General features: G+C 64.4%; 12 protein-coding genes. 3 read left to right on the top strand and 9 right to left on the bottom strand.

Translation table 11 applies throughout. From position 1 onward, the window contains the following. Positions 1 to 7: 7 nt before the first annotated feature. Genes FNJ84_RS02160 through FNJ84_RS02150 form a run of 3 tightly spaced genes read right to left on the bottom strand, consistent with a single transcriptional unit; the run spans position 8 to position 2,911 of the window. Positions 8 to 1,516 carry a tripartite tricarboxylate transporter permease gene (locus FNJ84_RS02160; protein WP_143791260.1) on the bottom strand — a complete coding sequence of 503 codons (1,509 nt, stop codon included), beginning with the start codon at positions 1,514 to 1,516 and terminating at the stop codon, positions 8 to 10. Between the two features lies 1 nt (position 1,517). After that, positions 1,518 to 1,949 carry a tripartite tricarboxylate transporter TctB family protein gene (locus tag FNJ84_RS02155; RefSeq protein WP_185968391.1) on the bottom strand — a complete coding sequence of 144 codons (432 nt, stop codon included), beginning with the start codon at positions 1,947 to 1,949 and terminating at the stop codon, positions 1,518 to 1,520. After that, positions 1,946 to 2,911 (bottom strand): tripartite tricarboxylate transporter substrate binding protein, encoded by a 966-nt coding sequence (locus FNJ84_RS02150; RefSeq protein ID WP_143791258.1) that lies wholly within the window; start codon positions 2,909 to 2,911, stop codon positions 1,946 to 1,948. The genes FNJ84_RS02155 and FNJ84_RS02150 overlap by 4 nt, the downstream gene beginning before the upstream one ends. A 165-nt stretch (positions 2,912 to 3,076) precedes the next feature. Here FNJ84_RS02150 and FNJ84_RS02145 point away from each other — a divergent pair, with 165 nt between their 5' ends. The 3 genes from FNJ84_RS02145 to FNJ84_RS02135 all read left to right on the top strand — a co-directional run bounded on the left by FNJ84_RS02145 (position 3,077) and on the right by FNJ84_RS02135 (position 5,689). Beyond that, positions 3,077 to 4,030 carry a hydroxymethylglutaryl-CoA lyase gene (locus tag FNJ84_RS02145; protein WP_143791257.1) on the top strand — a complete coding sequence of 318 codons (954 nt, stop codon included), beginning with the start codon at positions 3,077 to 3,079 and terminating at the stop codon, positions 4,028 to 4,030. Continuing rightward, on the top strand, positions 4,023 to 5,225 hold the full coding sequence (locus FNJ84_RS02140) for a CaiB/BaiF CoA-transferase family protein (protein WP_143791256.1): 1,203 nt from the start codon (positions 4,023 to 4,025) through the stop codon (positions 5,223 to 5,225). The genes FNJ84_RS02145 and FNJ84_RS02140 overlap by 8 nt, the downstream gene beginning before the upstream one ends. A gap of 95 nt (positions 5,226 to 5,320) precedes the next feature. Next, positions 5,321 to 5,689, top strand: a complete 369-nt coding sequence (locus FNJ84_RS02135; RefSeq protein WP_143791255.1) for a VOC family protein — start codon at positions 5,321 to 5,323, stop codon at positions 5,687 to 5,689. A 14-nt stretch (positions 5,690 to 5,703) separates the two neighbouring features. On the opposite strand, the gene FNJ84_RS02130 is transcribed toward FNJ84_RS02135, so the two are convergent. The 6 genes from FNJ84_RS02130 to FNJ84_RS02105 are packed head-to-tail and all read right to left on the bottom strand — an operon-like array spanning position 5,704 to position 11,733. After that, positions 5,704 to 6,444, bottom strand: coding sequence for a GntR family transcriptional regulator (locus tag FNJ84_RS02130; RefSeq protein WP_143791254.1), 741 nt, complete (start codon positions 6,442 to 6,444; stop codon positions 5,704 to 5,706). 56 nt (positions 6,445 to 6,500) lie between these two features. After that, entirely contained in the window at positions 6,501 to 7,664 is a 1,164-nt protein-coding gene (locus FNJ84_RS02125; protein ID WP_221931910.1) for an alpha/beta hydrolase, read from the bottom strand. Between the two features lie 10 nt (positions 7,665 to 7,674). Continuing rightward, positions 7,675 to 8,769 (bottom strand): ABC transporter ATP-binding protein, encoded by a 1,095-nt coding sequence (locus tag FNJ84_RS02120; protein WP_143791252.1) that lies wholly within the window; start codon positions 8,767 to 8,769, stop codon positions 7,675 to 7,677. After that, complete coding sequence (locus FNJ84_RS02115) at positions 8,766 to 9,866, bottom strand: ABC transporter ATP-binding protein (protein WP_143791251.1); 1,101 nt, start codon at positions 9,864 to 9,866, stop codon at positions 8,766 to 8,768. Before FNJ84_RS02115 ends, FNJ84_RS02120 begins: the two co-directional genes overlap by 4 nt. Then, positions 9,866 to 10,771: an ABC transporter permease gene (locus FNJ84_RS02110; RefSeq protein WP_221931909.1), complete on the bottom strand. Its 906-nt coding sequence runs from the start codon at positions 10,769 to 10,771 to the stop codon at positions 9,866 to 9,868. The genes FNJ84_RS02115 and FNJ84_RS02110 overlap by 1 nt, the downstream gene beginning before the upstream one ends. Further along, complete coding sequence (locus tag FNJ84_RS02105; protein ID WP_143791250.1) at positions 10,768 to 11,733, bottom strand: ABC transporter permease; 966 nt, start codon at positions 11,731 to 11,733, stop codon at positions 10,768 to 10,770. The genes FNJ84_RS02110 and FNJ84_RS02105 overlap by 4 nt, the downstream gene beginning before the upstream one ends. Between the last annotated feature and the right edge of the window lie 123 nt (positions 11,734 to 11,856).

The following is an 11,856-nucleotide window of genomic DNA, read 5'->3' as shown; positions in this document are numbered from 1 at the left end:
GGGATCGTCAGTGTTGCGGCGGCTGCGGGACTATCCCGTTTTGCCGCCGCGACAGCCACAGCGACAACAGCAGGAAGGCCGCCGTCAGCGCATAGATGACCAGCGCGATGGGGCTTTGGACCAGCACCATGAAGTCGCCGCCGGAAATCGACAGGGCCCGGCGCAGGTTGTTTTCCATATCCATGCCCAACAGCAGGCCCAGCACCACCGGCACAAGCGAAAAGTCCAGCTTGCGCAGCACGAAGCCCAGAATGCCGAATCCGACCATCACCATCAGGTCAAAGGCCGCATGGGTGATGGCATAGACACCAAGATAGCTGATCGCCACGACCAGCGGCATCAGCCCCCATGCGGGCATTCCCAGAACGCGGGTGAACATGCCGATCAGCGGCAGGTTCAGGATCAGCAGCACGAAATTCGCCAGATACAGCGCCGCGACCAGCCCCCAGACCAGATCGGGGCTGCGTTCGAACAACAGCGGGCCGGGCTGGATGTTCAGCGAAATCAGCATGGCCAGCATCACCGCCGTCGTGCCGGAACCGGGCACGCCAAGCGTCAGCATCGGGATCAGCGCCCCGCCGCTGGCAGCGTTGTTGCCGGCCTCGGGTGCGGCCACGCCGCGCGGATCGCCGGTGCCGAAGGTGCCTTCCTTGTCGCTGATCCGCTTCTCGAAGCTATAGGACATGACCGCCCCAAGCGAGGCGCCGGCCCCCGGCAGGATGCCGGCGATAAAGCCGATCAGTGATCCACGCAGGGATGCACCCAGGCCCTCTTTCACCCGTGTCAGGCGCGGAAAGACCCGGCCGGGCGGGACCAGCCCGCCGCCATGGGCCTTTTCTTCCAGAAAGAACAGAATCTCGGAAATCGCGAACAGGCCGACCAGCGCGACAATCGGGTCGAACCCGTCATAAAGGTTGAAGCTGCCAAAGGTATAGCGCGCCACCCCGGTTGACGGGTCCAGCCCCACAGTGCCCAGCATCAGCCCCAGCAGCGCCGCCAGCAGCGTCTTGCGGGGATCGGTGCCGCTGATGCCGCCGATCGTGGCAAAGGCCATGACGTAAAGCGCAAAGTAATCCGAAGGCCCGAAATAGATGGCGGCCTTGGCCAGCAGTGGCGCGAACAGGGTCAGCCCGATCGTGGCCAGTGTGGCCCCGATGAACGAGGCCACGCCCGATATGGCCAGCGCATCCGCCGCCTGGCCCTTCTTGGCCATGGGATAGCCGTCCAGCGTCGTCATGATCGCCGGCTCATCCCCCGGAATGTTCAGCAGGATCGCGGAAATCCGCCCGCCATACATGCAGCCGTAATAGACGGCGGACAGCAGGATCATCGAGGATGTCGCATCCAGCCCGAAGGCAAAGGTCAGCGGGATCAGGATCGCCACGCCATTGACCGGCCCAAGACCCGGCAGCGCCCCGATCAGCGTGCCGGCAAAGCAACCGGCGACGATCAGCGCCAGATTGATCGGCAGGGCGGCGACCGCAAAGCCGTTCCACAGTTGCGTCAGAATATCCATGTCAGCCAAACATCGTTCCGACCAGCGGCAGGGGCAGCCCCATCAGCCGGTCAAACAGCAGATACAATCCCGGTGCGGCCAAGGCGGCCGTCAGCAGCCCCTTGGCGGGCGGCGCGCCCATCAACAGGCCAAGCCCCAGAATCGCGGCAAAGGTGGTGGGGACAAAGCCCACCGGCTCCAGCAGCACGGCATAGCCGATCAGCAGCGCAACCGCCGCCGCCTGCCGCAACAGGCCTGCGGTCCCGGCCCAACTGGCATTGTGGCGAGGCCAGATCAGCAGCGACAGCCCAAGCACCACCGCCGGAATGCCGATCACGCGCGGAAAGATCGCAGGCCCCAACGGGTCGCCGAAGCCTGCGGTATAGCCTGTCGACAACCAGACATATCCGGTTGCCAACAGGACAAAGAACAGACCGGCAAGGCGGTCGGTCACTGAATGACCCCGATCTGACGAGAGATCTCGGCCATCTGTTCCTTCTGTTCGGCGACATAGGCGGTGAATTCCTCGCCGCCGCGCCAGATTGGTTCCAGCCCGCTGTTTTTTGCGGTTTCTTGCCAGGCGGCGCTGTCATACAGCGTCTTCAGCCGCTCGACCCAGGCGTTATAGTCGTCATCGCTGACGCCGCCGCCGGTATAGAAGCCACGCCAGTTATAGCCGGTGACGTCATAGCCCTGCGACTTGGCCGTGGGCAGATCGGGGAAGGCCGAGATCGGGTCATCCGACAGGACCGCCAGCACGCGGATATCGCCGGATTCGACAAAGCCCTTGATCTCGCCCAGATCGGTCGAGACCAGCCCGACCTGCCCGCCCATCATCTGCGTCACGGCGGGGCTGCCGCCATCGAACTGCACCCAACGGATCTGGTCCAGCGCCTCGACCCCACCGGCCTGTGCCAGCAGCAACAGCCGGATATGGTCCCAGCCCCCGGCACCCGAGGAACCCGAGGTGACGACCGAGGTGGGATCGGCTTTCAGCGCGGCGACCAGATCATCGACCGATTGCAGCGGGCTGTCCTTGGCGACGGCGATCACACCCACATCGGCGCCCAGCATGGCCAGCCAGCGCATCGTGTCGATATCGGCGGGATATTTGCCCTGGGCGATCTGGGTGATGCCCACCGTCGAGGTCGCGACCAGCAGTTCCGCGTCATTGGCGCGCTTGCTGGCGACATTGGCAAAGGCCACGGCGCCGACGCCGCCGGGCATGTTCGTGACCTGCACATTGCCCTCGACCAGCCCCTCAGCACTTAACAGGCGGCCAACCTCGCGGCAGGTGAAATCCCACCCGCCACCGGGATCGGCAGGGGCGATGCATTCGGCTGCGACGGCCGGCAGCGCAAACAGCATCGCCGCCCCGATCCCAGCAGCCCGCAGGCTGTTCAGTTTCAGTTTCATGTCTTCCTCCCTCTTTTTTGATCGACCTGTCTGGCGCCGGCATGCCGATTGCCACAGCCTTGCGCCATTGACCTCCTGTCCGAAATTGGTATGCCAAACTGGCATCCATTTGCAAAGACGTTTTTGGCAAGGGGTGAATTCGGGGGATAACAGGGGGATGGAACGATGATCAGCAGCATAGCCGGATTTCCGGCCGAGGTGGTCATCACCGAGGTTGGCCCACGCGACGGCTTGCAATCCGAGCCGGTCTTTGTGCCAACGGCGCAAAAGATCGAACTGGTGCAGGCTCTGCTGGACGCCGGGCTGCGGCGGTTCGAGGTGACCTCTTTCGTCTCGCCCCGTGCGGTTCCGCAGATGCAGGATGCGGCCGAGGTGATGGCGGCCTTTCGTGATCGCGACGACGCGCATCTGACCGCGCTGGTGCCGAATGCGCGGGGTGCGGATGCCGCCATTGATTCGGGGGTGGATGCGATGGTGCTGTTCGCCTCGGCCTCGGAAAGTCACAACCGCAAGAACGTGAACCGCTCGCTGGCCGAGTCGCTGGAAGGATTTTCCCAGATCGCGCGGCTGGCCGAAGGCACGGGCGTCGCCCTGCAAGGCGCCATCGCCACGGCGTTCGGCTGCCCGTTCGAGGGTGTGGTGCCGGTGGGCGCGGTGGTCGATCAGGCGCGGGCCTATCGCGATCTTGGCATGGGTCATATCACCCTGGGCGACACCACCGGTATGGCGACGCCGGCGCTGGTGATCGAACGGGTCGAGGCATTGGCCAAGGCCGTGCCCGATGTGCAGATCGCCCTGCATTTCCACAATACACGCGGGGTCGGGTTGGCCTGCGCCTATGCCGGGCTTGCGCTTGGGGTGCGGCATTACGAATCCAGCATTGGCGGGCTGGGCGGCTGTCCCTTCGTGCCGCGTGCCACGGGCAATGTGCCAACCGAGGATCTGGTCTATCTGATGCAGGAAAGCGGGGTCCAGACCGGCACTGATCTGAACCGGCTGATCCACGCTGCGCAACTGGCCGAGCGGATCATCGGTCGTGAACTGCCGGGACAGGTGATGAAGGCCGGTCCCCGCCTGCAAATCGCCGCGATGGACAGTGTCAGGACCGCCCATGGATAAGCCGGTCAAGGGACCGCTGGACGGGTTGCGTGTCATCGACCTGACGCGGGTGCTGTCGGGGCCCTTCTGCACCATGATCCTTGGCGATCTGGGTGCCGATATCATCAAGATCGAGCCGCCCAAGGGCGATCCGGTCCGTGGGCAGGGCACGATGACGGCGGGGGTTTCGGGCTATTTCGCGGCCTTCAACCGCAACAAGCGGTCGGTGGTGCTGGATCTTTACAGCGATGACGGTAAGGCAGTGCTGCGCCGCTTGCTGGAAAATGCCGATGTCCTGGTCGAGAATTTCCGCCCCGGCACGCTGGACAAGCTGGGGCTGGGGGCCGAGGCGCTGCGGGCGCTGAACCCGCGCCTGATCGTGGCCAGCGTGAATGGCTATGGCAGCAGCGGTCCCTATGCCGACCGCCCGGCCTTTGACTTCATCGCGCAGGCGATGAGCGGGTTCATGGGCGTCAATGGCGAGGCCGACGGCCCGCCCATGCGCGCCGCGCCGCCGGTCAGCGACTTGATCGCGGGGATCTATGCCGCGCTTGGTGTCTTGGCGGCGGTCGTGGGAAGGCAGCGCACCGGACAGGGCCAGGCGGTCGAGGTCGCCATGGTCAACAGTCTGGTCAGCCTGATGGCCTATCTGTCCTCGGAATATTTCGCGACGGGGCAGGTCCCCGACCGCACCGGCAACGATCATCCGCTGGTCTATCCCTATGGATTGTTTCAATGCGCCGACGGGCAGATCGCGGTGGCCAATTCGCATGACCAGATCCTGCGCAGGTTTCTGGAACGGCTGGATCTGGGCTGGGTCATGGATGATCCGCGCTATGACACCAATCCCAAGCGGATGCAGTTGCGAGAGGAACTGCGCGACTTGATCAATTCGCGGATGGCCGGGCATAGCCGCGCGCATTGGCTGGGGGTGCTGAACGCCGCCGGTGTGCCTTGCGGCGAGGTGCAGGATCTGGCGCAGGTGTTTGCCGATCCGCAGATCGCCGCGCAACAGATGGTGATACAGGCACCCTGGCAGGATGGCCCGGCGCTGTCCGTGCCGGGTTTCCCGGTCAAGCTGGGCGATACCCCCTGCGCCATTCACCGCCCGGTGCCGCGCCTTGGCGGCCATACCGCCGAGATGCTGGCAGAACTGGGATATGACGATGACCGGATCGCCGCCATGGCCAAGGCCGGCACGGTCGGATTACCCTGATCGACCTGACACCCGCCCGGTCTGGACATCGGCCGCCGCAGGTTTCAGTCTGGACCAGATCCGCCCCATTGCGACCCGTTTGCAAGCCCTAGGAAATGACCATGACCGCAAACCTGACCATTGATCACCTGCATGTCTATGCATCCGACCCCAGGGCGACGGCCGACAGCTATGTCCGGCTTTTCGGGGCTTCGCAGCGTGGCGAGAAGGAAACGGTCAACGGGCTGCGGGTGGTTCTGGATCTGTCCGGCGTCACCCTGTTCGTCGAGCAGGCGCCGGGCGATCAGATGGGCGTCGATCATATCGGCATGGCAACCGGCAATCTGGATGCCTCTTTGGCCCGGATCGAGGCCGAGGGCGGGCGCATCCTTGTGCCCGCGCGCGATATGGCACCGGGCCTGCGCATCGCCTTTGTCGAGGCCCCGGACGGCCAGCGGGTCGAGATCCTTCAGCGCGGCGGCTGATCGCGGCTGATCGGTCAGTCAGGTTTCTCTGTCTCGGCGGGGATGGGATCGTCCTCTGCCTGGGCGGCGGCATCGGCCCTGGATTCGGGAAACAGCCATTCGCGCTTGCCGGCGTCCAGATGGCATTCGATGCCAACGCGCCGAAAGGTGGCACGGGATGACAGCAGATGCGCGCGCATCGCGGCCTCGGCCCATTCCGCGTCACCAATGGTCAGCGCGTCGATGATTTCGCCATGCTGGCGATTGCTGCGCGTCAACTCGGCCACGGTCCAATGGTTGAAGGTCGGGCTGACGACCGGCTTTCGCGCGACCGAATTGACCAGTTCCGCGAAAAAGCTGTTGCCGCCCTGGGCCCAGATCGCGCGATGGAACTTCGCGTTCAATTCGCGGTAACCGCGCCGGTCAGGCTGGGCTGCATGAATCGCATCGTCCATCCGGTCGTGCAACTCGCACAGCTCTGCCAGAAAGGCGGGGTCGATCTTTTGCGCGGCCATGCCGACCGCAATGGGTTCCAGCGCGGCGCGGGCGGTGAAGATATGCAGCAACTCTCCGGGGTCGATCTCGACCACGACGGCGCGGCGATGGGCTTCGCGCCGGATGATACCTTCGGCCTGAAGCCGCCGCATCGCCTCGCGCACAGGGGTGCGGCTGACGCCAAGGCGGGTCGCAAGCTCGCTTTCCGGCAGGACATCGCCACCCAGATAAGTGCCCGATGCAATCAGGGATCGGATTCTGTCATAGATGTCATCTGCCATATCACCTCCAGTTTAGCCGGATATGCGCATCAAGGTCTATTCCCGCAGGGCAGGGCCTAGCCAAGGTTGCGCGCCGCCAGCCAATTCCCGACGGTCCGGGTAGCCTCGGCCAATTGCGCCGGCTGATTGACGAAATAGTGGTTCGCGTCGTCGATCACCGACATGCTGCGATCGGTCGATCCAATGGCGGCAAAGATCCGCCCGGTATGGGATTGCGGCACCCCGTCATCGGCACCGCATTCGATGGCCAGAAAGGGCACGCTGACCAGGGGCGCGGTGACGGCGGAATTGGCCCGGCTGTGGGCCGGCGACCATTGCGACAGCCAGCTGCGCAGGGTGGCGAACCGGCCAAGCCCGGCCGGCCCGCTGTTCACGGTTTCGGGGTCACCCAGAAAGCACCAGCCGGGTTTGCGGCCGTTCGGTTCGATCGTCGGGTCCAGAAAACGCGGATCGGCCAGGGTCCGATGGGTCAGGAAGGGGCGCTCCATCTCTTTGCCGGCCTGACGGCGCAGGCTGTCAAGCTGTTCCAGCACGCGATTGGTGATCCGTTCCATCCGCGCGGCCTGTGCGGCGCGAAAGCGGGTCAGAAATTCGGCGCCATAGGGGGCATCCCGCGTGTCATATCCGGGGTGATAGAGGTCCAGCGCCGGGTCACGGTCGTCGGGATCAAGCTCATTCCTGACAGACGGGTCCAGCCATTCCCCCAGCAGATGCGCGCGGGATATATGGGCGGCAAGGCTAAGGACCGCGTCAGCAGGGATCAGGTCGGCACCGGCCACATCGACGGGATCGCCCGCCGGCGTTTCGGTGATCGAGGGATGTTCGGCCTGCGACTGATACAGCATGGTCAGCGAGCCGCCGCCGCTCCACCCGCCGAGGACGATCTTGTCATAGCCCCAGTCCTCTTTCGCCGCGCGGATAAAGGCACCCAGATCCAGCAGCACGTTTTCCATGATCAGCGCGGTGTCGTTGCGCTGATAGCGGCTGCCCGCGCAAAGCACGTGATGGCCCGCCTGCGCCATCGCGCGGGGCAGGGGCAGCAATTGCAGGGTGGATGCCGGGTGCATGAAGATCAGCAGCGTCCGCGAAGGCCGGTCGACCGGGCGGATCAGCAGCCCCTCCAGATGTGTCAGCCCCTGCGAGCCGTTGAAGCCATAGGTTTCGGTAAAGGCCCGGTTGGCGGCCAGCGTGATATGTTTCCACTCGAAGGAAATTTCCATCATCTGATCCTTATTCCGTCGCTTCTGCCAGCAGCCCGGCATCGGCGATTTCAGTGATCCGGCCTGCTTCGGGGCGTTCAAGATCCGGCCGCTGCCGCGCGCCGCGATCATCATGGATATGGCAGCGCACCCGCTGCCCACCCGGCTGTTCGCAAAGCTCTGGCTCGATCTCGCGGCACAGATCGGTGGCACAGGGGCAGCGCGTCGAAAAGCGGCAGCCCGGCGGCACGTTCATGGGCGAGGGCACGTCGCCGCGCAGTTCGGTCCGTTCCGGTATCTCGCCCGGATCCATGCGCGGGATCGAGGCCATCAGCCGCTGCGTATACGGGTGCAGCGGCTCGGCCAGAATATCCTCGGCCCGGCCTTCCTCGACGATCCGGCCCAGATACATCACCGCGACATGCTTGCAGATATAGCCCACCGTCGCGATGTCATGCGAGATATACAGGACGGCCAGCCCCAATTCCCGCGACAACTCCTCAAGCAGTTCCAGCACGCTGGCCTGAATCGAGACATCCAGCATCGAGACCGGCTCGTCAGCGACGATAAAGCGCGGCTCCAGCACAAGGGTTCGGGCGATGGCGATGCGCTGGCGCTGGCCACCCGACAGATCACTGGGGAAACGGTCGATATTCTCGGATGCGGGGATGCGAACGATATCCATGGCGCGGATGACCTTGGCGCGCCGCTCGGCGGCATTGCCGATGCCGTGGATGATCAGCGGCTCCTCGATGATCTGGCCGATGGTCAGGCGCGGATTCAGCGAACTGTAGGGATCCTGAAAGATGATCTGGGCCTGCCGGCGATACGCCTTCAGCCGGCGTCCCTCGACATGGGTGATGTCATCGCCGTCAAAGCTGATCTGCCCCGAGGTCGGCTGATACATTCGCACCAGCGACATCCCCAGCGTGGATTTGCCGCAGCCGGATTCGCCGACCAGCCCGACAATCTCGCGCGCGTTGATGGACAGGCTGACCCCGTCGACCGCCCGCGCCACCGCGGGCTTTGCGCCTGCCAGCGCGTTGAAAATGCCGGTGCGGCCCTGGAAATGGGTTTTCAGGTCGCGTGCCTCGATCACCGGGCGGGGGGTGGTCTGATCGGTCATCGTGATGGTTCCATGCTGCGCCATGTGTCGGGTTCGGCGGCGGCGACCCGAAACTGCGAGGCGCGCTCGACATAGTGGCAGGCCGCGGATTGCGCGCCGATCTGATAGGTCGGCGGCGCGACGCTGCGGCACAGATTGGTGGCAAAGGGGCAGCGCCCGGCAAAGCGGCAACCGGCGGGCGGCAGCAGCAGATTGGGCACCGTGCCGGGAATGGAAATCAGCGGCTTTCGCGGCTGCCCCCGGACCGGCAGACGTGGAAAGGCGTTTTGCAATCCCATCGTATAGGGATGCAAGGGCCGGTCCAGCACGTCCTGCGTCGGCCCGCTTTCGGCGACCTTGCCGGCATACATCACCACCACCGTTTCGCATGTTTCGGCAACAACGGCGATGTCATGAGTGACAAGGATCATCGAGCGGCGCATGTGATCATGAATGCCCCGGATGCGCGACATGATCTGCGATTGCATGATCGGGTCCAGCGCCGTGGTCGGTTCATCCGCCAGCAGCATCCCCGCATTCAGCGCCAGCGCCATGGCGATCACCGCCCGCTGCCGCATCCCGCCCGAGAACTGATGGGGAAATTCGCGCAGCCGCTCGGCCGGCAGCCCCACAAGCGCGAACATCTGTTCGGCCCGCGCCCAGGCCACCGTTTTGCCCACCGGCTCATGCGCCAGAATCGCCTCGCAGATCTGGTCGCCGATGCAATAGACCGGATCCAGAGAGTTCATCGCGCTTTGGGTGATCAGCGAGATTCGGTTCCAGCGCACATCCTGCAAATCCGCGTCCGACAGGCCCAGAATGTTCTGCCCGTCCAGCAGCGCCTGACCAGTCACCCGCGTCATCTCGGGCAACAGGCCCATCAGCGCCTTGACGACCGTGCTTTTGCCACAGCCGCTTTCACCCACAAGGCCAAGGTTGGTTCCGGCCGCGACCTCGAAACTGACATTGTCGACGGCGTTGAACGGCCCGCGCAGGGTCGAATAGTGGATCGACAGGCCGCTGACCTGCAAATGCGCGGCCGGCTTGGCGGCAAGGCGTTCGTTCAGTTGCCCAAGGGCGGTGGCCGCAGCCGGGCCGAGGGTTTGATGGCCTGTCATCAGCGCCTCCTCAGCCTTGGGTTGGTCTGTTCCTCATAGGCCCGGCCGATCAGGTAAAGCGATGACACCAGCAGCACCAGCGCCAGCGATGGCGGCACCACCCACCACCAGGCGGTCCGCAGGTTGCCGCTGCTGAAGGCGATGTTCAGCATCTGCCCCCAGCTGACCACCGTGGGATCGCCGAGACCCAGAAAGGACAGACTGGCCTCGGTCAGGATGGCGAAGGCGACCGACATGGTCACCCACAGGAACACGATCCGCACGATATTGGGCAGGATATGCCGCAGGATGATATGGGCATGCGAGGCCCCGGCCGCCCGCGCCCATTTGACATAGATCCGTTCCCTCTCGGTCAGGACGGCGGAACGGATGATGCGGGCGCCGTTGCGCCAGAACAGGATGGTGATGACCAGAATGATGTTCTCGATGCTTGGCCCCAGCAGCGCCACCGCGACAATCGCGAAAGGCAGCGTCGGGATCGACAGCGCGATATCGGTCAGCCGCATCAGCACATCGTCGACATAGCCACCGAAATAGCCCGAGAGGACACCGAACACGGTCGAGATGAACCCCACGGCCACCGCCGCCACCAGCCCCACGATCAGCGCGATGCGAAAGCCATAGAGGAACTGGCTGAGCACATCATTGCCAAAGGCCGTCGTGCCCAGCAGATGTTCGGCGCTTGGCGGTGCCAGCCGGTTCAGCCGGCCGGTTTCGGTCATCATCGCCTTGAACGGTTCATAAGGGGCAAGCCAGGGTCCGATCAGCGCCAGCAGCACGAACAGCCCAAGGATAAGCAAGCCGATGACGGCAAAACTGTCGGTCATCAGCAGCCGGACCGAGTCCCGCATCGCACTGAACAGCCCCCGGCCACGGATCGCGGTATCGTCGGTTGCCTGGGTCATTTGTAGACCACCCTTGGATCAAGTTTGCCATAGGCCAGATCGGCGGCAAGGTTTGCCAGCACGATCATCACGGCCAGAAGAAAGAAAGCAGCCTGCGCCAGCGGGTAATCCTGCCGTGTCACGGCCAGCACCAGCTCGCGCCCGACGCCGGGCCAGGAAAAGACGATCTCGATCACCACGATCCCGGCGATGGTCTCGGCCAGGGCGGGAAACAGCCAGGTGATCAGCGGCAGCATGGAATTGCGCGCCGCATGCCAGGCGACGCGGCGTTGCGGCACGCCCTTGGCGCGGACCAGTTCGATATAATCCTCGGTCCGGTTCTCGACCACGCCCGAACGCATCAGCAACAGGTTCTCGGGCAGGAAATAGATGGTGACGGCGATCAGCGGCAGCGCCAGATGATGCAGGAAATCCAGCGTGAAATAGCGCGCAAAGCCCGTGGTCGCGCCGGGATCGCCCATGCCGAAGCCCGGAAACCAGCCAAGCGTCGAGGAAAACACCGTCAACAGCGCGATGCCGATGACGAAATTGGGCACGCCCCGGATCACCGTGGCCAGAAAGATGCCGCTGCGTTCCAGCTTGCCACCGCGCGGTGCCCATCCGACGGCCGTGCCGATGGCCGCCCCCAGTGCCGCCCCCATCAGCAGGCCGGGGATCGCGATCCACAGCGTGTTGACGATCAGCGGGAACAGCACGTCCCAGACCGGCTTGCGATAGAAGAAGGAATTGCCGAAATCGCCCTGCGCAATGTTGCCCAGATAGGCGACATACTGATCCCACAGCGATCCGGTCAGCCCCCATTCTTCCATGAGGGCCAGTCTTGCCTCGTCGGACAGGCCGCGTTCCAGCAGGATGGCTGTGGGGTCGGCCGGCATCACCCGGAACATGAAGAACATGATCGTGGTGACGGCCCAGACGACCAACACGCTTTGGGCGAGGCGTCTCAGGATATACGCGCGCATGGTTCAACCTGGCTGATGATGCGGGATGTGGAAAGCGGGGTTGGTCACCCACCATGCGCCAGTGGTTCGCATGGTGGGTGATGGGGAACATGCCGGGGCGCGCGAAAGCCCCCGGCATGGTGG

Origin of the sequence: Paracoccus sp. M683 (assembly GCF_007096355.1) — a bacterium.
Lineage (GTDB): Bacteria > Pseudomonadota > Alphaproteobacteria > Rhodobacterales > Rhodobacteraceae > Paracoccus.
This window is presented reverse-complemented; position numbering and strand designations above follow the sequence as displayed.

Bases quoted from the DNA above. Each gene is read 5' to 3' on its own strand.
- FNJ84_RS02160 (WP_143791260.1), bottom strand. From the start codon at position 1,516: ATGGATATTCTGACGCAACTGTGGAACGGCTTTGCGGTCGCCGCCCTG.
- FNJ84_RS02150 (WP_143791258.1), bottom strand. From the start codon at position 2,911: ATGAAACTGAAACTGAACAGCCTGCGGGCTGCTGGGATCGGGGCGGCG.
- FNJ84_RS02145 (WP_143791257.1), top strand. From the start codon at position 3,077: ATGATCAGCAGCATAGCCGGATTTCCGGCCGAGGTGGTCATCACCGAG.
- FNJ84_RS02140 (WP_143791256.1), top strand. From the start codon at position 4,023: ATGGATAAGCCGGTCAAGGGACCGCTGGACGGGTTGCGTGTCATCGAC.
- FNJ84_RS02135 (WP_143791255.1), top strand. From the start codon at position 5,321: ATGACCATGACCGCAAACCTGACCATTGATCACCTGCATGTCTATGCA.
- FNJ84_RS02130 (WP_143791254.1), bottom strand. From the start codon at position 6,444: ATGGCAGATGACATCTATGACAGAATCCGATCCCTGATTGCATCGGGC.
- FNJ84_RS02125 (WP_221931910.1), bottom strand. From the start codon at position 7,664: ATGGAAATTTCCTTCGAGTGGAAACATATCACGCTGGCCGCCAACCGG.
- FNJ84_RS02120 (WP_143791252.1), bottom strand. From the start codon at position 8,769: ATGACCGATCAGACCACCCCCCGCCCGGTGATCGAGGCACGCGACCTG.
- FNJ84_RS02115 (WP_143791251.1), bottom strand. From the start codon at position 9,866: ATGACAGGCCATCAAACCCTCGGCCCGGCTGCGGCCACCGCCCTTGGG.
- FNJ84_RS02110 (WP_221931909.1), bottom strand. From the start codon at position 10,771: ATGACCCAGGCAACCGACGATACCGCGATCCGTGGCCGGGGGCTGTTC.
- FNJ84_RS02105 (WP_143791250.1), bottom strand. From the start codon at position 11,733: ATGCGCGCGTATATCCTGAGACGCCTCGCCCAAAGCGTGTTGGTCGTC.